Below are 20,873 nucleotides of genomic sequence, written 5' to 3'. Positions count from 1 at the left end.
AATGTACCCTATAGTGAAAAGTATAGCTAATCAAACGAGATACGTCATCACATATTGCTTCCACAAAATAAAAAGAGCCGCCCGAACATCAGAACATTCCTGATATCCGATCGGCTCTTTCACTCAATCCTACTGCACCACTCTCTGTTCCTTACGCTCAAAATGATAGTGCAGCCGGTACAGGCATACCTCCTGCGTCCAGCTGTGCAGCACTTCTAGATCCTCCGCAGCAGGTTCAACATCCAGGCTAAACACGCCATCCTCAAAGCCAGTCATGCTGCCTTTAGCTGAGCTCCACTTGGTCATGGGCATTCTCTCAATCAGCTTGCTGACCTTAACCTCATCGTAATTCCACAGCTTCTTCGCATCGTTATCCGAGAAATCAATCCGTTTGCGGTACTCTTTCTCGGTCAGGTACTTATGGAAGAATGGCGCGACTTCCAGAGAAGTCACAGGCTCTGCCCACTGCTTCGGTCCGCGCTCCAGCATGTACAGAAGAACGATCATCTTGTAGCTTTTGTTCATGGCCGTCTTCTCTACATCACGCAGCCAGTTCTCATGCCGCCAATAAACTTCTTCTTCCTGCTCACTCAGGCACTCCGCCCATAGAAGAAAGCCCGCATAGGAACCGAATTCATTCCGATACTCCCAGCTGTTGGCGCGGCCGTAGAGGTGAAGCTCCAGATAGGTCGGGATCCGCCCAAGCTCCGCTTGAAGATCCAGAAAAGAGCGGTGTAGACGTTCGCGGTGAGGCAGCTTTTTGCGGCTTAATTCATCCAGCAGGTTGATGACCCCGGTCTCCAGCTGGATCTCGCATCCGGCAGGCACAGAAGGAATCACCTTGTCCTTGGCCGTTCCTTTCAACTCCTCGTCATTTGCGAACAGCCGCAGCTTCACATCTGCATTCCTGTAGTTGCCGATCAGGTCGATAATGGTGCAGTGTGTCTTCTGCTCATACAACCTGAGGCCCCGGCCCACCTGCTGGGTAAACACCGTTAACGATTCAGTCGGACGCACGAACAGCAGCGTATCCACACTCGGAATATCCACGCCTTCATTGAACAAATCCACTGTAAAAATAATTTCAAGCTCTCCACCGGCAAGACGCTGGATTGCTTCCCCTCTGGTCATGCCGACCGTTCCGGAATGCAGACTGACGGCGGGTATGCCCTTGTCCTGAAAATACCCTGCTAAATAATCCGCCTGCCGGATCGATGAACAAAAACCAATCGTTCTTGTCTGCTTATGACCGATCCAGGACTCGTAAATTTTGTCCGCTAGACTCCCTCTTAACTGGGCAGCCGTCAGCTGTTCGTCATCATAGTGCGATCCCATCCAGCGGATGGAGGAATAATCGGTATCATCATAGATGCCGTAATATTGAAAAGGAGACAGCCAGCCGCGCCGAATCGCTTCAATAAAATGGATCTGGTACGCCACGTTTCCATCACAAAGAGCATACACATCCTTGCCGTCCATACGGTCCGGCGTTGCTGTAATGCCAAGCAGAAACCTCGGTTCAAAATATTGAATCACCGATTGATACGAGCTGGCAGCCGCATGATGAAATTCATCCACCACAATCAGGTCAAAATGCTTCTGAGCAAATCCCTCGCGATGCTTCTTCATGCCCAGTGTATAAATAGAAGCAAATACACAATCCGCGTCTCCTTCTTTCAGCTGCCCGTTATAGATACCTAAGGTTTTGTCCGGCATAATCTGATGAAAAGACCGCTTCGCCTGGAGCAAAATCTCCTCCCGATGCGCTACGAACAGTACACGCTGAAACCGCTGAGCGAAAAAGCCAGCGAGGTAGGTTTTGCCCAAGCCTGTCGCCATGACCACCATCGCTTTATCGTATTCCTCTTCCAGAGTACGCTCCAATGCATCTAAAGCATCCAGCTGGGCAAATCGGGGCTGAATCAGTACCTGCTCGACATCCGGAATAATCGCAGCATCAGAGCTGCCAACACTCTCCGAACGATACTCCTCTTCTTCCATCTCGGTAATTCTGCGGATAAGTTCCGGATTCTCCCGGTGGTAAGCCCGGTACTCTTCCTCATATAGAGAGATTGTATGGTCGTTCAGCGGCAGGGTGGAGTCGTGATAAAAGTTCTGCATGAACTTATCCAAAGCGACCTGAAAAGTGTACGGCTCGGCCTTTGCATTCATCGCCAGGTTCCACTCCATCCCCATCCGCATGGCCGACATCGAGAAGTTCGAAGAGCCCACGATGAGCAGACCTTCTCCTTTGTCATAATCAAAAAGATAGGCTTTGGGATGGAACGAGGTTCCCATACTCCGCCACAGCCTGGCCTCCAGCTGGCTGTCGATGTCGCGCAGGGCCTGCAGGCCTTCAGGCTGTGTCACATACAAGTAGTCACCCGCCAGCATTTTGACCTCGGCACCGCGATCGATGGCTTTTTTCAAATGAGGAGCCAGTAAACGCACACCCGACTGCATTACAAACGAAGTCATAATATAAATGCCAGAAGCATGCTGCATGCCAATAATCAGCTCGTCCGCTAGGTTCTCTGTAATCAGCTTAACATTAAGCGTTGTCGTCGACATCGATGAGATACACCTTATCCTTAAACCCGCCGCGTGCCTGCGCCTTTTGGTCTCTCAACGCTTCAAGCTGCTCCCAGCTTGAACCATGTACAGCAGCCAGTGACCGTATCACCTCAAGCATATCTGCCAGCTCTTCTAAAGCTTCCTCCGACTTCGATGCGGCAAAATACTCCTCCGATTCTTCCTTCAGCTTCACGTTCAGCTCTTTCTGGTACTCTTCTTCATCCAAAATCCGTGTCCGGCATTCCTTGCCGCTCTTATGTATAATCTCCGGGATCAGATCCCGGACAAGCTTATTGTATACTGGCATGGGTTATTCATCCTTTGCTGGTTGGTTGTGTAATTGTATTGTAGCATGTTAACCGGCATCTTTGGCGCTTGAGTAGAGCAGAAATACTCCCAGGATAAATAGCAAAATGGGTATTAAAATCCACATAAAACTAAGATTAAACAGACTGTACTCAAAGGCTCCAAGGTTTGTACCTGACGAATAATGAACAGATCTCAATGCTGAAACAATAAATCCTGTACATAGGACGATAACGGATGAGATTATGGACGTGATACCTAACAATATTTTGATCATAGGCTCCTCCTTTTTAACGATCAGAGTCCAGACTCTGCTTGAATTTTTTCACCTAGTGTTGGCGAAATTTTCTTGAGAGAGTTAGAAGCAAGGCCTTGTAATAATAATTGAGACTCTACTAGATCTAACACATCGTAATAAGCAAAGTTCAAACCCAATCTGTAAGATTTATCTTTATCACTTTCATCTGCAGGTACATCCAACGTATCATTATACTTCTCCTGAATGAGTATAATTAAGTCACTAAGGAAATCTTTTAATTGTTTATTCATTTTCACCTACTCCTTAAGCGTTTACCATATCTACTATTAACCGGGAATAGGTATACCACCCTCATATATTCCAATATATTCAATCACGAGAGATGGCCCCAATACCGATAAATATAATAGAATAGACTAAAAGCTACATACATTTACCAGAATGCAAGACCGGAGGGAAATGAATTGAAAAAGAATATCCACGTCGTCGGAGCTGTCATCATCGAAAACGGAAAGATTCTCTGTGCCCAGCGCGGGGCTACAAAAGCTTTAGCATACAAATGGGAATTTCCCGGCGGCAAGATTGAGGAAGGCGAAACGCCTCAGGGTGCATTGAAGCGCGAGATTGACGAAGAGATGCACTGCAGCATCGAGATCGGTGAGCATATCGAAACGACCGTGTATGAATATGATTTTGGTATTGTGCATTTGTCTACTTTTTATTGCCACCTTCTAAGCGGAAAGCCTGTGCTCACAGAACACGTAGAAATTGCCTGGCTATCCCCCGATGAACTCATGTCCCTGGATTGGGCACCTGCAGATATCCCTGCCGTACACAGCATTCAAAAGGACTTGATCAAATAAATGGATACCTCCACCCAACAGTTCAATCATTCTCTAAGCTGGGCGTTCATTAATCATCAACAGGAGTCGGTAGACAAATATAAACCAAAGCTGCTGGTGAACAACAAAGAGAGCAAGGATTATGTCCTGACTCCACTACTAGAAGAGCTGGATCACTGTCAGTCCTTCGTGTTCTCTGTTGCCTTTATCACAGAAAGTGGACTAGCCACACTGAAGTCTCATTTACTCGACCTGAAAATGCGCGGTGTTACAGGTAAAATCCTGACCTCCAACTATCTTAACTTTAACCAGCCAAAAATCTATAAAGAGCTGCTGAAGATCACCAACGTAGAGGTTCGATTATCAGATCTAAGTGGATTTCATGCGAAGGGCTACCTTTTTCACCATGAAGGTTATTCCACCATTATTACAGGAAGCTCCAATCTGACAGCCTCTGCCTTAAAAGCCAATTATGAATGGAACGTGAAGCTAACCTCTTTTAAGCATGGCGGTCTCCTGGGGCAGTTTCAAAGTGAATTCAATAAGGTCTGGGATGAATCCGTCCCTTTGTCCAGCCAGTGGATTGATGCATATCAGATTTTATATGAAGAGGTTACAAAAGCCACTCAAGATGTGAGCCAGGTGTTTCCACTCGCTCCAGAAGGCATTCCGCAGACGGTGTTCAGCCCTATTGTGCCGAACGCCATGCAGATGAACGCCCTGAGGAACCTTCAGGATCTGCGTGCCACCGGAGCACACAAAGGGCTCGTGATTTCGGCAACAGGTACAGGCAAGACGTACTTGTCAGCATTTGACGTCAGAAACTTTGCCCCTAAACGAATGCTGTTTGTCGTTCACCGGGAGCAAATTTTGCAAAAAGCCATGCTCGATTACCAGCGGATCCTGGGTGGTGAAGATCGAGACTATGGCATTTTATCTGGGAGCAGTAGAGAGACGGATGCCAAATATTTGTTTGCTACTGTCCAGACGATATCAAAAGCCTCCAATCTAAACAGCTTCGATCCTGAAGCGTTTGATTACATTTTAATAGACGAAGTGCACAAGGCCGGGGCCAGCTCGTATCTTAACATCCTTCATTATTTTCAACCTAAATTTCTGCTCGGGATGACTGCTACGCCGGAGCGGACGGATGACTTTAACATCTATGAGTTGTTTGACTACAACGTTGCTTATGAAATTCGTCTGCAAGAGGCGCTGGAAGAGGATATGCTGTGTCCATTTCATTATTTTGGAGTGACGGATTTCGAGTATAATGGCCAAGTGACCGACGATACCGTGATGCTCTCTCAGCTCGTTTCAGATGAACGAGTAGCCTATCTAATAGAAAAGATTGAGTATTACGGTTATTCCGGAGAGACGGTAAAAGGTCTTATCTTTTGCAGCCGGAAAGAAGAAGCGCTCGAGCTATCTAAGCTGCTGAATTTGAGGGGTTACCGCACGATAGCTTTAACGGGGGATAACCGCCAGGAGGAACGTGCTCGCTGTGTGACAGATTTGGAAAATGGGCAGCTGGACTACATCCTGACCGTGGATATTTTTAATGAAGGTATCGATATTCCGTGCATTAATCAGGTGGTCATGCTGCGCCAGACTCAATCTAGCATCGTATTTGTACAGCAGCTTGGGCGCGGACTACGTAAACACGGTGGCAAGGAATTCGTGACCATCATCGATTTTATTGGGAATTATAAGAATAACTACCTGATCCCGATCGCGCTTTCTGGAGATAAGTCGCAGAACAAGGATAATATCCGCCGTCATATGAAGGACACCAGCTTTATCAATGGGGTTTCGACGATTAATTTCGAGGAAGTTGCCAAGAAACAGATCTTTCAATCGATCAGCAATAGTAACTTAACCGCGCTGAAGATCCTGAGAGAAGAATATATTCAGCTCAAAAACCGTTTAAACCGCATCCCTACGCATCTGGATTTCTTGGAGCACGGCTCGATCGATCCGCTGATTTTCTCAGATGAGCACGGGAGCTATTATCATTTTTTGCAGAAGATTAAAGAGCCTGTCCCGCCACTATCCGAGCAAGAGAAAAAGTATTTGGTAATGCTGTCGGCGGAAGTGCTGAGTGGCAAACGCAGGCATGAGATTGTTCTGCTGAGCAAGTTACTAACAGAGTGTAGTGTTACAGCCCAGGAATGGGTCCACGCTCTTGCTGAGCATGGATGCTCTGTGGATTCGCAAACACTGGATTCCGTGAAACGTGTGCTGGACATGTCCTTTTTCACGGAGCCGACAAGGAAGAAATATGGTGACACTCCTGTCGTCGTATTCACGGAAGCGCAGCGGTTTCTATTTCATCCGATGTTGTTGCAGTCCATGCAGAACAATTCATACTTTAGGGAAATGCTTGCCGACATCATCCAAACCGCTTCACATCTCACGGAGCAGTATGATTGCCATGAACACCTTACGCTCTATAAAAAATATTCCCGGAAGGATTCCTGTAAGCTGCTCAATTGGCTGAGTGATGAAAGCTCCACCATGTATGGGTACAAGACAAAGTATCAGACCTGCCCGATCTTTGTCACCTATCACAAGCATGAAGGGGTTGAAGCAAGCACGAACTATCAGGAGGAATTTATTTCTCCAGAGGTTTTGAAATGGTCGACAAGAAGCAGACGAACTCTGGAATCGGAAGAAGTCAGAACAATCCTTGAGGCAGATGAGCGGGGAATCGACCTGCATGTATTCATCAAAAAAGACGATGCGGAAGGAACGGAATTCTATTATTTAGGCAAAGCTCATCCCGATCCTCAAAGCGCCGTCCAAGGGTCTATGCTCGATCGTAACAGCAAATCGATTTCCGTTGTGCATATGAATCTAGTACTGGAGCAATCTGTGGAGAGCAAGCTTTATAGGTATTTGACCCAATAAAAAACTAAAAAGCAGCTGACGTCGAATTTAATCCCGGCGTCAGCTGCTTTCATTTATTGATACCCTTATAAACACCCTTGATACCTTAACCTGTCATCCTTTAACCGCGCCGCCTGTTAATCCGCGAACCAGGGTCTTTGATCCGAACAGGAACAGCACGATAAGCGGAAGCGTCCCCAGCGTTAGCCCGAGAATACTGGCCGAATAATCGGTCCGGTAGCGGGTCGACAGGTTGGCAATACCGAGCGGCAGCGTGTACAGCTCTGGCTTGTTGATCGTAACAAGAGGCAGCAGATAGTTATTCCACGAACCGAGAAAGCAGATCAAGCCGAGTGTACTGATCGCTGGCAGCAGAAAAGGAATGACGATTCGCGAGAATATGCCCGGTTCCGTACACCCGTCAATACGTGCGCTTTCCACGACCTCCATCGGTACAGAGGACTGCACGAATTGGGTCATAAAGAAGACACAGAAAGCATTATTCAGACCCGCAATAATGAGCGGCGCATGGGAATTATTCAGATGAAACCATTTCATCTCCATGACAAAAGCAATCAATCCAAGCTGCCCTGGAATCATCATGGTAAGGAGAATAAATCCGTACAGCCACTTCTTACCTTTAAATTCATACTTGCCGAAGGCAAAGCCGGTCAGCGCACTCATCAGCACCGATACGAAGGTAAATAGTACGGCTACATAGAAGCTGTTCCAATAGGTGCGAAGAAAGTCCGCCGATAGAATCGTCTTCAAATTATCAAGCAGATATCCACTAGGCAGGATTGGAAGCTTTTTAAACAGAGCCTCGGAATAATAGGTTCCCATTGCAAACATCATGTAAAAGGGAAACAGAAACAGCAGCGACACCACGGTCAGCACGATGATCAGCAGCCATTTTTGAGTCTTCATGTCGAATCACCGTCCCGGTTCAGCCATTTGATGCCCATTAGTGAGAACAATGCGATAAAAAGGAACGTTGAATAAGCTATGGCCGCCCCTTTGCCGTATTTGAACGAAGAGCCGCTAAATGAAGCGTCGAACATATACCAAATCGGAGTAAATACAGAGCCGTCCGGTCCTCCTGTCATCGATGTACCGGAAGCCCAGCCGCTGTACAAGAGCATCGGCTCTTCTACGAGCTGCAGTCCGCCGATAATGGACGTAATAATAAGAAACAGGTTGATCGGCTTAAGCAGCGGGATGGTAATGCGAAAAAAGACACTTTTGGCAGAAGCGCCGTCAATCTCGGCTGCTTCGTAGATTGATGTATCGATGCTCGCCATTCCTGCTGCATAGAACATAATAAAGTATCCAAGATTCTTCCAGAAAATCATCATGATCACAATCCAGCGTGCCCAAGCAGGCGAGCCAAGCCAATTCACCTTATCCTGGATCCAGCCCAGCTCAATAAACAGATTATTGACAAACCCTCCCTGCCAGTCAAAAAGCAGCGCAAAAATAATACCAATGGCCACCGGTGTCGTCATATAGGCACTGAAAAAGCTCAGGCGGAAAAAGGTTTTTCGGCGAATCAGCTTGCTCTCAATCAGGCTGGCAATCAGCATGCCGATCAGTACCAGTGCAGGCAGATAGCAGGCAATAAACACGAGAACATTCCATAAAGAGGTCCAGAAAAACTTGTCATGCATGAACAGCTGCACATAGTTATCGAAGCCGACGAAGTTTTTATTGCCGAACAAATCCCAATCGGTAAAGCTCAAATACAAGGTGAAGAAGATGGGAAATAAACTGAATACAGCATAGAACAAAAAATAAGGTGTAATGAACAGATAAGGCCACTTATTGGTTCGATTCATGCGACTTGTCTTCATTATTCAATCGTCAATTCCGGATGGTTCTTCTTCATCTCCTCGGACCATTTCTCAAGCGCTTGATTGGCATCGAAATTGTTGTCCTGCGCCATCGTCTGGAGCACGATTTCCGAAGCGGCATACACATCCTGATCGTATTTTGTGACCGGTTTGGCTTTAATGCTCGGGAATACCTTTTCGACCCAGAACTTGTTCAGGTCCTGGCCGCCGAAAAACTCATCTGGACCGGAAGCCAGCTTGGAGGTATCGTCAAAGACCGATTTCAGAGGAAGAATGGCCTGCATCCCCTTGAAGCTGACCTCTGCGCCTTCCTCAGAACCGTATGTTCCTTTCAGGTATGTCCACGCGGCTTCCTTCTGCTTGCTGTCCTTCCAGATTCCAACCGAAGTACCCCCATAGGTGAAGCCTCCTCCAGGCGGGACCGTCAGACCCCAAGCGCCACTGCTGTTCTTGTCATTCGGCTTGATGACAAACTCAGGCGACCAATTCGCCGCTGGATAGAAAATCACGTTGTCCTGGGAGTAGGAAGCGCTCCACGAAGGTGACCACATACTGAGCTTTGCTTCATTGTTCGTGTCCCGCAGCATCTGGAGCTTATTGAACAAGTCAAGCATCTCCGCCTTATTGACCTTATTTCCGTCAACAAATGGCTCTGTCATCTGATTGCTCAGAATGGTGTAGGCGTCCATCAAGCTTGCGAACATCGTAACTTTGCCTTGGCTTTGATCATATACGTCCTTGCCCTTCTGTGCGAAATCGTCCCAGCTCTGGAACATCGAAGCAAGCTGATCCGGATCATCTGTACCCAGATACTGCTTTGCCAGTTCCCGCTTATAGGCAACAGCGCCCGGCGCTACTTGCTGATCCAGAGCGACCAGCTGTCCCTTGCTGTTGGTCAGGAGCGGAACTTCAAAGTCCAGAAGTGTACTCTTATCGAAGTTGTACGGTGCGGCACCGAGATCTTCCAGTACATTCAGCTCATAGATCGCTCCACGCTGTGCTGCTTCTGCCCAGATGATGTCAGGCAGCTCGGAGCCGGACGCGATCGAGGTCTGAATTTTCTTCAAATAATCCTTTGCTGAAACCTCCACGTATTCCACTTGAATATTCGGATGATTTTTCGAGAATTCGGTCATCAGCTTGTCGTGACTGCCTTTGTCCCATCCCCAGACGATCAGTTTGCCGTTCTCAGCTGCGTCCGAGCCGTTTTCCGATGATGCCTCCGGCGAGCTGGAACTGTTGGAATTGCCACCTTCATTAGAGCCTCCGCATGCCGACAGAACGAGTGAGACGCAGAGCATCAGTCCCATGAGTGTGCTCCAAGATAACTTTTTCCGAAAATCTTTCTGCATTTCTTGCAACCCCCTTTGTAAACTAGCTTTGGACAGCACCGAGCGATAAAGACTATGCATCCGTGCTGTCTGTTCACCACGTAATATACCGTCGATGTGAAGGAGCCACAATGATACAATCTGATGATTCTGTATAAAAAGCGATACCGAATTTTAACCGCTTTCAATAATGACGTCTGACTTCAGCGGCAGAGTAATCACAATGGTCGTTCCGTCGCCTTCGTTGGTATCCAGCTTGAACACTGCTGCATCGCCATACAAATAAGTTAATCGCTCGCGAATGTTGGTGATTCCGATATGCTTCATAGGGCCGGTATGCCGAACGGTTGTAGGAAGCTCTCCCGCTAATAGTCTTGCGGCCGTCTCGGGGTCCATGCCTGTTCCGTTGTCTCTTACTTTCAGAATGATGTAATCCTCCGTCCGCTCCAATGTGATTTCAATCAAACCGGGTGATTCCAGTTCGGCAAATCCATGAAAAATCGCATTCTCCACAAGCGGCTGCAGCACGCTCTTGGGAATCAGGACAGACTCCATCTCCTCTTTCATATTCCAGACCAGATCGAATTTATCAATATACCGGTACTTTTGTATAAGCACGTAATGATCAATGAGTTCCTTCTCTTTCGCCGCCTGAATGAACAGCCCGCTCTCGCCGAGCTTCACGGCATCATGCAAAATGCCAATAAAGGCTTCAACCATCTCCTCGACAGCTTTGTTGTTTCCTTTACGTGACAAGTAGATGACGGTATTCAGTGTGTTATAAATAAAATGAGGGTTCATTTGGGCAAGAAGCAGTTCTGTCGAAACTCTCTTTTTCCACTTTTCCTGCTGGACTTTCTCTTCGATCTGCAGCTCAATGTCGCGCAGCATGGATTGAAACCCGGTACGTAAAATATCCAGCTCGTCATTGCTTCGGAACTGCAAACCTACATTGTAATTGCCCATGGACACCATCTTCATCGCTTTGGACATTTGGGAGATTGGACGGGTAATGTTGGAGATGATCGGCAGAAACAGCAGCACGCAAAGACCGAGGCACAGCGTCAGGAAGATCGCCCAATACTGGACGACGTAGCCCAGGAGTCTATAAAATCTCCCTTTGGAAGTATACGTGATAACGGACCAGCCTGTCTCCTTGAATGAACGGGTCAGATAGTATCCCGATCTCTGATGATGCACGGTAACTTCCCCGTCCGTAAGTTCCTGGGTTGATGCTGAAATACTGTGCGTCATGTTTCGATTCAGCAGATAGGTTGAACCGCCATCATTCATCCAGGCATAGCGTTCGAAGGAGGGTGCGAGCGAATCGAACAGCTTGGCAATCGCATCATATCTGATGTTCAGCAGCAGGACACCTCCATATTCGGGCGCAAAACGGATGTAAAAGCTGACCACCTTCTGGTCTCCGCTGCTGACACTGATGGTGTGAGGGGCAGTAAAACCGCTTTTCCGTCCGGTTCCAATCGCGTCGCGATACCAGCTCTTGCCCAATTCCCGCTCAAAGTAGGGGTCAAGATAGAGAGAAGACCAGAACACTTTGCCATCATTTCGAACAATGGCCGAGCTCTCCAAGTAGTTGCGGAGCACATTGAACTTGGTCAACTGAACGACCACCTGCTGATAGGCCTTGATCTCCTCGTACACAGAAGGATAGGAATTCCGCTTGGCAAAGGACTGCAGCAGCTCGTCATTAACCATGTTGCCTGCATACAGCGTTACATCCTCGATGAACTGCTCGATCTGGTCGGCTGTCTGATCGACATGGATCAGATCCTCTTTCAGGGCCTGGTTTTCTAAAATCGAAGAGAAACGCTCCAGTGCCAGCACACTGATCAGCGTGATCGATACGACAACAATCAGAATGACACTCCCCAGAATTTTGTTTCGGATGCGGCGTACTCTCATCGACCGGTTTCCGTTCGGACAAAATCTTTGGGATGGAGGCCTGTGGCTTTCTTGAACACTTGACTGAAGTACTGGCTCGTCCGGTAACCAACTTTCTCGGACACTTCGTAAATTTTCAACTTTTCAGTAAGCAGCAGCCGCTTCGCAGCTTCTATCCGATACTCTGTCGTGTAGTCCAGCAGCGATCTGCCTGTCTCTTTCTTGAATGTCATCCGCAAGTGAACCGCGCTGATCTGCAGATGTTCCGCTGCAGTCTCCAGCGACAACTCGGTGTCACCGTAATGCTCATGCACATATTCCATCGCTTTCAGCACCCAGCGAGAGTACTGCGACTGTTGACGATTATTTTTCGCTCTGTCTTCAGCCATGCGGTATAGAGTGTCCACAATATGGTGAGCATCACAGCCCAGCGGCATATCCGGTTTTCCAATGCCAGCTTGAGTCCATCTCTCTCCCGTCCGTTTAACAGTGAAGAGCAGGCCATCTATCGACTTGTTCGCCAGAATCCCATCCAGATTTTTTCTCCAGCCATCCAGCATCTCCGTATCCGTCTTCTCTCTCTCATTCTCTGCTGGATCCATCCATTCACTCTCCAGCTCTGCCGACGTTTCAGTCGAGCCCAGAGCCTGTTCCAGCAAAAAGATAGATCGATCGGGGAGAAAGAAAGCATAGGTATACAAATGCTTGATCCGCTCATACTGCCGGTGGACATTCTCCCGTTCCAGCACAGCTGACATCAATATTTTAGGTGCCTCTCCTGCACGATCCAGCATACAGCGCTGGAGGGTAAGCGAGATCTTTTGGAGTGTATACTGTTTGATCAGCAGGCTGTTCGGAATGGAGAACTGAATAACTGCCGCGCAGCCGCCATCCCCTGTCTCCAATAAAAGAATCTCCTTGATTCCTGTACCTTCCTCCTGCATCATTTCATCTGCCACAGCATCCCATACAGAAGGATCATCAAAACGATCGGTCTCTCTGCGGCCGTCCAGCCTTAAGCAGGGATTTAATTCAAAATAAAGCAGGGACGCCGCGCAAGGAAGAAGCCGTCCTGCTTCCCGCTTCTCGGACTGCTCATCTAAATTGCCGCAGAGCAGCTCTCTAAACCAACGGCGGTTTTCCTGACGTTCTGCGGTCTGCTCGGCTTCTATATGTTCACGGAGCTTGATCAGCTGCTCCAGAAGCCTGTTGCGGCTGATCTCATGTTTCAGCAAATAATGAGCCGCCTTTAAATCAAGCGCATGCCTGACATAGTCGAAGTCCCGGTAAGCGGTAAGAAAAATCAGGTGGGTCTCCGGCCGGATTTCACGGACGCGGCTTCCGAGCTCCAGCCCGTCCATGGGAGACATAGATATGTCCGTGATGACAATATGGGGCCGGAGCTGCTCGAACATTCTCAATGCCATTTTTCCATTTGTCGCCCGGGCGACGACTTCGAACCTGTAATCCTGCCAAGGCACGGTTTCATACAAATTTTCCAAAGCAAGGGGCTCATCGTCGACAAGCATCACGCTGATCCTCATTCTTAAGCACCTTCATTTCTTATAGCGAATTAAGATATTTAATAGATATAGCCAACACTTATCGCGTTGTCAAGAGAAGTGTCTGCAAGCAATCAGTTGAGCCCGCAGGGCTGTGAAACGCAACAACAAAAAAAGCTGATGTTGTCATCTAACCAACGTCAGCTTCTACTTTTCCAGATTCCGTATTTCAATCCTTAGACCTCACATATCCAATAAGTGCGATAAAGGCGACAATTAGACACGGCAGAAAGAACTTGTGGACATTATATTAACACATGACACGTTTCACGTAACATGGTAATTTTGATTCGCTGTTAAAAACATGGTGGGGGTTATGAATGAAATCGAAGAGACGGCACTAGATCCGTAAATCCCTCAGCCGGATTACGCAGAGCTTCCAGCACAACCTGTGCGTTATAGCCGTCATGGAAGTTGAATGTGACCCCAGGTTCTCCATTCATGAGCTGAATGAACTGCTTTAGAATCGGCAGCGGGCTGACGACATCGTTCACAGATACAGGCTGCATGTCTGCTGCATCCTTATCGCCCAACTGCAGCTGGCTCCAGTTCTCCAGCGCCAGCGTTCCTTGCTTACCCTGAATCACCAGGGACATCCGCTCCTCACCTTCCCGCTGGTCCGTTCCCGACAGATGAATCTCCGTGCCATCATGAAGCCGCAGGACTGCCTGGACACGGCTCTCGCACTTGCTTGCATCCTCCGGAAACTCTATCTCACTCTTCACATGCGTAATCGGGCCAAATACCTGCTGGATCATCTGAATCCAGTGAATGCCTACTTCGAGCAGATAACCGCCCTGCTGTCTGGAAGCGATCCACGGGTTCTGCTGCCAGGCTCTTGGCCACTGCGGAAACTCCAGGTATAGATTCATCATGCGAATCTCCCCGATCGCTTTACTCTCAAGCAGGGACTTCATCTTCAGAACGGGTTCCTCCAGCGGAAGCGAGAAATGAACCGCGTGGATTCTGTCAGCTTGCTCCGCCAGCTCTACCAGACTTCTGGCTTCTTCCAGGCTGTTGGCGAGCGGCTTCTCACAGAAGACATGGATGCCCTTCTCAAAAGCAATCCGCGCCACATCATAATGCAGGGACGGCGGAACAGCGATATATACGATATCCAGTGCCACTTCCTCCAGCAGCTGACGGTAATCGGTATACAGCTGCGGGCTTCCGCCTGCTTCTGCTGCTTCTTTTTGCAGGCTGGATTCATCCCTGTCGCAGATGGCGATTAGTTCGATATGGTCTGTGTATTGGGGCACGAGGCGGTGGATCATATGGCGGCCCATGTTGCCTAAGCCGATCACAGCTAATTTCTTTTTTGTCATTTGTGTTCTCCTGTTCCATCAGGTAATGATGTATATGATATGTAGTTGAATTCCAACTTCTCTATTATAGAACAGTAAGGCCTATCAAAAAAAGCCTCCGGCATCTTTATGCGCAGAAGCTTTTTTTTTGAGATATACACTAATAGTTACCACAAATACAGGTCGTTTCCTTTCAACTTAAAGATGGCTTCCATGAAATAAAAATCACCGTAAATAATCGACTCATGATGCCGCGCCGCATGGTAGGCTGCCGAGCCGTGCAGCAGGATATGGTCTGTATCTGGCGACCAGTCGATGCGTGAGGCATCCAGCGTGCGAAGCAGCTTCAGCGCCGCCGACAGATAGAACCGGCTTTCGTGACCGCCAACTGCCTTTGATATCTCGATAAGTCCGCAGGCCGCAATCGCTGCAGCCGTATCATCCGCGAGCTTGGGCTCCTCCGGCTGTCTGAAATCGACAGGAATAATGCCATCCTCCGGAATGTGGGCCATAAAATAATGTGCCACCCGCTTCGCCGTCTGTAAATATTCGTCGTTGCCGGTATAACGGTAGCTCATCATATATCCGTACAGTGCCCAGGTCTGTCCCCGCGTCCAGGAAGAGTCTTCACCGAAGCCCTGTCCGCCGTGCGTTTTGACTACGCCGCCCTGAAAGGGATCGAATTCCACGATGTGGTTGACCGAACCATCAGGACGAACAAATGCCGTCATGGCTGTATCTGCATGCTTCACCGCAATTTGCTGGAACCGTGGATCTCCCGTCTCCTCCGTTGCCCAATAAAGGATAGGCAGATTCAGCATGCAGTCGATAATTGCCCAGCCCCGCGTATCCCCTTCCTCCAAATCATTCCACGCGCGGATGAAGCCGCCCGCAAGATTGAAGCGCCCGGCCAGCAGGTTGGCCGCATGCAGAGCCCGCTTGCGGGATACCGGATTGCCGGTCAGCTTGTAATTCGTGACGCTGGTCGGCTGCCACATAAACCCAACATCATGATGCAGGCCGTAAAACTCATCAAAGCACTGGTCCATCTTCGCTTCGGAAATCTGCGCAATCTCCTTGTACTTCTCATTCCCGGTTTCATGGTACATCAGCCACAACATACCGCCCCAGAAACCGTTGGTCCACCAGTTGATCCCATCGGTATCGTATCCGGAAGGATTTACAGTTGCCCGGTCGTCATGTACCCCGTCCAGCGTTGTATATGGAATTTTGTCCCGGGAACGCTCGCTGACCTGATCCATCTTCACCGTTAATTTCTCAATCACACTATTCAGCCATTGCTGTTCTGCTTGTTTTAACATGTGTCATGCCGCCCTTCGTTGTTCAATATCGTTACGCTTCAATCAACAACAGTTCTTATTCATCTTCCTTGAACACCGGCAGCAGGCGGAGTTCAAACGTAAATGCCTTCTCATCCAGCCGGTACGGCTCACCAAGCTCCGGACCGCAGGAATTCGAACCGATGCCGCTCATTTTGTAATCCACGTGCACAATCGTCTCCCTGCGCGGAGTCAGCTCATAATCATGCCGTGCTGCAGTGAGGTCCTCTGGTGTGTAATGCAGCGCCTGCAGGGAGAAAGGCTTCGGTGCTTCCACACGCAGCCCCATCCCCTGACGGTTAGAGATTACAGCCCATTCGGTACCATAACGCGAACCATTCTCCTGTGGATGAATATAGTTTTCAAACATATCGTCCACCGTCAGCTCGTACTTGCTCATTCGCGTGCTCAGCCGCTTATCTATATAACTTTCTTGCGGACCATATCCAAAATATTCGACCTCTTCGTTCCCCGCCGGCAGGGTCAGCTGAAGACCGAATCTCGGCAGGAACGGCAGCTCCTCCCGAACCTCGACTTCCGTGCGGAGAAACACACCGCCATCCGTACCAAACCGCCAATGGGTTCTGCCACGCAGCAGCGGATAGCGGGTATAGCCGCCGAGCGAGTAGTCGACGATAACCTCCACCGTACCGTCCGGCTGCTGCGACCATGTACAGCCGTACACCTTCATCACGGCCCGGTCATACCCTTCGGTGAGCCATTTGGATTGGATGCCACGGTCATTGTCGGTCGGAGCCCGCCAGATGCTCCATGCTGCAGGAGCAGCCAGCATGGTAACACCGTGTTTGGACAGGCCGGTGAGCGTTCCCTCATACAGGTCGAAGGTATGGCGGAAATCCAGGCCTTTGATCACCAGCAGTTGATCCTTCAATTTCGCCTGAATTTCCCGGCGATGTCCTTGCGAAGCATGCAGCGACGGGCGTTCTTCTCGTCCGGACGGATCAGCGGAAAGCACGTCTTTGCGACCTGTCGGCAGCTCAAACTGCTGGAACATAATCTCATATCCCGGCTCTGCCCAGCGGGTTTCCGCATTCTGCCGGCAGGACAAGGTAAGGAAATACCGCCCATCTCCTTCCGGCAGCTTGTATGGCAGGGTTAGTGTTTGAGAACCGCCGTGTGGAGCCGCCTCCAGTTCCATGATCTGGCCCTGCTCCAGCACATGACCGTCTTTCTCGACACACCAGCTGAGGAACAGATGCGACAGATCTCTGAAATCATACAGGTTGCTCAAGCATACCGTTCCGCTGCTGAGGTCCGAGGCTTCGATCCGGACCGGAGCAATGACCTGCTTCAGCTCCAGCAAGCCGGTATGTGGAATCCGGTCCGGTGAAACCAGGCCGTCAATACAGAAATTCCCATCGTTCGGCTTATCTCCGAAGTCACCGCCGTAAGCGAAATACGGCCTGCCGTCTTCGGTCTCGGCCAGAATACCGTGATCGCACCATTCCCACACACAACCGCCCATCAGCTTCGGATACTGATAGATGACCTTCCAGTAATCCTGCAGATCACCAGGACTGTTGCCCATGGCATGGCTGTATTCACACAGGAACAGCGGCTTGGTCTTACTCTCATCCCTGGCGTACTCCTCGATAAACGGCACGGATTCATACATATGGCTTTCCATGTCCAACGCCTCGACATCGGTGCTGCCTTTATAGCGGGCAGCCGCGCCCTCGTAGTGCACAAGCCTGGATGCATCACGGCTCTGAACCCAGCGGGCCATAGCGATATGGTTGGGACCGTAACCCGCTTCATTGCCGAGAGACCAGATGATGACGCACGGGAAATTTTTGTCCCGCTCGACCAGACGCTGGGCCCGCTCGACGAACGCGGCTTCCCACTGGGTGTTATCCGACAGCCGGTTGATCGCGCCCTCGGCCCATTTTTCCGCCGAACTCATGCCGTGAGCTTCAAGATCCGCCTCGTCAATGACATAAAACCCGTACTCGTCGCACAGCTCCATAAACCTCGGGTCGTTCGGATAATGGGCGGTGCGGATGGTGTTGATGTTGTGCCGCTTCATTAAATGAAGATCCTGAATCATATGCTTCAGCGGGATGACCGCGCCAAGCTCCGGATGGGACTCGTGCCGGTTCACCCCTTTCAGCTTGACCGCACGGCCGTTAATCTGAAATACGCCGTCTATTACAGTCGTCTGCCGGAAGCCCGTTCTGAAAGCCAGTACTTCATCGCCATAGTGAATATGTAAGGTATATAAATACGGCACCTCGGCATTCCACAGCACAGGATCTTGGACCTGCAGCTCCACATTGCCGCTGCCATTGATGACTGCACTTGCGCTTTGGAGCCTTCGTCCTTCAGCATCCCGCAGCTCCACGTCTGCTTTCAGCGTACCGATTATGTCCAGTTCGCAGGTCAGCCTGCCAAGACGGAAATCTTCCGACAGCTCCTGCTTGATAAAGACGTCACGAACATGCGCCTGATCACGTGCAAGCAGATAGACATCGCGGAAAATGCCGGAATACCGCCACATGTCCTGATCCTCCATATAAGTCCCGTCACACCACTTCAGCACCATAACGGCGATCCGGTTTCGGCCTGAGGTCACATAAGGACTGATATGAAACTCCGCCGGATTGCGGCTTCCCTGGCTGTACCCGGCAAAAACACCGTTTACCCACAGATAGAAGCACGAATTCACGCCTTCAAACACAATATATTTTTCTTTCTCCTGCCAGTTTTCTGTAACCTGAAATTCCCTGACATAGAGTCCTGCAGGGTTGGCATCCGGTACAAACGGAGGATCGCAGGGGATCGGATAATTCGTATTCGTATAATGCAGCTGATCATACCCGTTACGCTGCCAGCATGAGGGTACAAGCAGATCATCCCAGCCGCTGACATCAGCGTCTTCGGTATAAAATCCCTCTTCCACATGTTTTACGCTTGTATGATAACGAAACTTCCAGTTTCCGTTTAAAGCCTGATAAAAAGGCGACCGGGAGCGCTTGCGTGAAGCAGCAGAATCCAGGTCAGCGTATGGGATATAATAAGCCCGGGCTGGTTCCCGGTTCACATGCAGCAGATTAGGGTCTTCCCAATATTTTTCAATCGATAGCACAGTGCATTCTCTCCTCTCTATCCAAGACAGTATACTCCGGCACCCGCCAGCGGCGAGTGCATTTTCTTTAGCTTGCATCGCAGCATTTTTGTGATTTTCCTGTTCAAGGTCTGCAGTAAAATAACGACCCTCGTAACGAGTCCTTCCGCTCTTCCCTTAGCCGCAGGATCTCAAGCTTCAAAGGTAATGCCGTCTGTATACTCGTTTAGCTCCAGCACGCCCTCTTCAGGACCCAGTACAAGCTGGTGATTGATATATAGTCCCTTAAACCGGACGTTCGAGACCGTTTTTTCCTCATCGTACCCCATGATCCGGCTCGGTTTATGACGTGTTCCCTGGTAACGGATATCTTCAAAGGAAATATTGTAGATTCGTCTGCCGGGAGCGGGGTTGTAATCATGGTTCCACATCACGCGGACATCAATCAGCCGGCCCAGTTCAAAGTCTTCAACCCGGATATTCCGGTACACAATATCCCGGATCGTGTTGTGATCCCCTGCATTGATGGCCATAGCCCCCATATAATTGACCTGGGGCTCGTGATGCTCCAGAATGTCTATGTTCTCAAACTGCACATCATAAATATGATCTCCGGCTCCCTCATCGTCTCCATGGGTTCCCATCATCAGCGGGTGCGCCACATCTGCCCACAGCACCGCGTTGCGAACACGGATCCGGCCAGAGTCTCCCCGGTAGCCCCACCTGGATCCGTATACGGCAATACAATCATCCGAGGTCCGCAGAAACACATCGTCGATGTCGATATCGGTGCAGGCCATCATATCAATGCCGTCCGACCATCCCCTTGTACTGAACGATTTGAAATTGGAAATGCGCACGTCCCGTGACTTGCCAAGATAAATGCTGTAATGCGGCGGGTCCAGGGTGATAATCCCTTCTACAGTGATGTTCCGGGAGAACATGATTCGAATCCCCCGAAATGCCGAGAAACGCGGGAACTCCGAGAGATACAATATTCCCCTGCCGCGGATGATCACATCCTGCACTTGGTCGCAGACCATCGATCCTGCCACGATTGCGCCTCCGGCAATATACACGGTAGTCCGGGACAGAATTCGCAAAATCGTCTCTTCGATATGATGCATGCCGGGGGCAAAATACAGTGTTCTCCGGTCTGTGCCGCCGTCCGGCCTTTCCAGCAGAGCAAGAAGCTCATCAGTCCGATGGATTCCAGGCTTAACATAAACGGTTCCGCTGTCATTCGCCTGCGGCGCATCCTGCTCACACGGATTGGCGAACAGATGCAGATTGGAAAACCGATCTCCGTTAATTTCTATTGAACATTTTCGAGGCTCACTTAATGTAAACTCGACTCTATGCTCATCATGGGTGAACGCCAACTCGTACGATAGCGGACGGATTACCGCCTCTTGTATGGGCTGTTTTCGGCTGACTACTCTCACTTCAATTTCGCCTTCCATATCGAAATAAGCCATCGATGATCTTGTGACCTGATGCATGTCTACCTTCACTTCATAAACAAACAGCTCCTGCCAATCTCCCCCCGACATGCGGGCATACACAGCAAAATCATCGCTTTTCACCGCCCCCGAAGGCGCATCGTAAATCTTAAGTAAACTCAAC

Annotated in this window: 14 protein-coding genes; 2 read left to right on the top strand and 12 right to left on the bottom strand. The window is 49.5% G+C overall.

Features of this window, described 5'->3' with window-relative positions; all coding sequences use genetic code 11:
• Window positions 1-129: 129 nt before the first annotated feature.
• From HII30_RS04170 to HII30_RS04160, 3 genes are all read right to left on the bottom strand, one after another.
• A complete protein-coding gene (locus tag HII30_RS04170; protein ID WP_169503765.1) occupies window positions 130-2,571 on the bottom strand; it encodes a DEAD/DEAH box helicase family protein in 2,442 nt (813 codons plus the stop codon).
• Window positions 2,552-2,881 carry a nucleoside triphosphate pyrophosphohydrolase gene (locus HII30_RS04165; RefSeq protein ID WP_169503764.1) on the bottom strand — a complete coding sequence of 110 codons (330 nt, stop codon included), beginning with the start codon at window positions 2,879-2,881 and terminating at the stop codon, window positions 2,552-2,554. The genes HII30_RS04170 and HII30_RS04165 overlap by 20 nt, the downstream gene beginning before the upstream one ends.
• A 296-nt stretch (window positions 2,882-3,177) precedes the next feature.
• Window positions 3,178-3,429 (bottom strand): hypothetical protein, encoded by a 252-nt coding sequence (locus HII30_RS04160; RefSeq protein ID WP_169503763.1) that lies wholly within the window; start codon window positions 3,427-3,429, stop codon window positions 3,178-3,180.
• 174 nt (window positions 3,430-3,603) lie between these two features.
• Between HII30_RS04160 and HII30_RS04155 the strand changes: the two genes are divergently transcribed.
• Both HII30_RS04155 and HII30_RS04150 read left to right on the top strand, forming a co-directional pair.
• Window positions 3,604-4,002, top strand: coding sequence for a (deoxy)nucleoside triphosphate pyrophosphohydrolase (locus tag HII30_RS04155; protein ID WP_169503762.1), 399 nt, complete (start codon window positions 3,604-3,606; stop codon window positions 4,000-4,002).
• Window positions 4,003-6,891 carry a DEAD/DEAH box helicase gene (locus tag HII30_RS04150; protein ID WP_169503761.1) on the top strand — a complete coding sequence of 963 codons (2,889 nt, stop codon included), beginning with the start codon at window positions 4,003-4,005 and terminating at the stop codon, window positions 6,889-6,891. It abuts the gene before it with no gap.
• A 93-nt stretch (window positions 6,892-6,984) separates the two neighbouring features.
• On the opposite strand, the gene HII30_RS04145 is transcribed toward HII30_RS04150, so the two are convergent.
• From HII30_RS04145 to HII30_RS04105, 9 genes are all read right to left on the bottom strand, one after another.
• Window positions 6,985-7,797, bottom strand: coding sequence for a carbohydrate ABC transporter permease (locus tag HII30_RS04145; RefSeq protein WP_169503760.1), 813 nt, complete (start codon window positions 7,795-7,797; stop codon window positions 6,985-6,987).
• Window positions 7,794-8,720, bottom strand: a complete 927-nt coding sequence (locus HII30_RS04140; protein WP_246246097.1) for a carbohydrate ABC transporter permease — start codon at window positions 8,718-8,720, stop codon at window positions 7,794-7,796. The genes HII30_RS04145 and HII30_RS04140 overlap by 4 nt, the downstream gene beginning before the upstream one ends.
• A complete protein-coding gene (locus HII30_RS04135; RefSeq protein WP_169503759.1) occupies window positions 8,720-10,072 on the bottom strand; it encodes an extracellular solute-binding protein in 1,353 nt (450 codons plus the stop codon). Before HII30_RS04135 ends, HII30_RS04140 begins: the two co-directional genes overlap by 1 nt.
• A 153-nt stretch (window positions 10,073-10,225) precedes the next feature.
• Window positions 10,226-11,977 (bottom strand): cache domain-containing sensor histidine kinase, encoded by a 1,752-nt coding sequence (locus HII30_RS04130; protein ID WP_169503758.1) that lies wholly within the window; start codon window positions 11,975-11,977, stop codon window positions 10,226-10,228.
• Window positions 11,974-13,500 (bottom strand): response regulator transcription factor, encoded by a 1,527-nt coding sequence (locus HII30_RS04125; RefSeq protein ID WP_169503757.1) that lies wholly within the window; start codon window positions 13,498-13,500, stop codon window positions 11,974-11,976. The genes HII30_RS04130 and HII30_RS04125 overlap by 4 nt, the downstream gene beginning before the upstream one ends.
• 332 nt (window positions 13,501-13,832) lie before the next feature.
• Window positions 13,833-14,843 (bottom strand): Gfo/Idh/MocA family protein, encoded by a 1,011-nt coding sequence (locus HII30_RS04120; RefSeq protein WP_169503756.1) that lies wholly within the window; start codon window positions 14,841-14,843, stop codon window positions 13,833-13,835.
• Between the two features lie 146 nt (window positions 14,844-14,989).
• Window positions 14,990-16,144, bottom strand: a complete 1,155-nt coding sequence (locus HII30_RS04115) for an AGE family epimerase/isomerase (protein WP_169503755.1) — start codon at window positions 16,142-16,144, stop codon at window positions 14,990-14,992.
• Between the two features lie 55 nt (window positions 16,145-16,199).
• Window positions 16,200-19,268, bottom strand: a complete 3,069-nt coding sequence (locus HII30_RS04110) for a glycoside hydrolase family 2 TIM barrel-domain containing protein (protein WP_169503754.1) — start codon at window positions 19,266-19,268, stop codon at window positions 16,200-16,202.
• Between the two features lie 170 nt (window positions 19,269-19,438).
• The gene (locus tag HII30_RS04105) at window positions 19,439-20,872 is read right to left on the bottom strand and encodes a glycosyl hydrolase family 28 protein (protein ID WP_169503753.1); all 1,434 of its coding nucleotides are present in this window, start codon (window positions 20,870-20,872) and stop codon (window positions 19,439-19,441) included.
• Window position 20,873 lies beyond the last annotated feature (1 nt).

Origin of the sequence: Paenibacillus lemnae (genome assembly GCF_012933385.1) — a bacterium.
GTDB lineage: Bacteria > Bacillota > Bacilli > Paenibacillales > Paenibacillaceae > Paenibacillus_AQ > Paenibacillus_AQ lemnae.
This window is presented reverse-complemented; position numbering and strand designations above follow the sequence as displayed.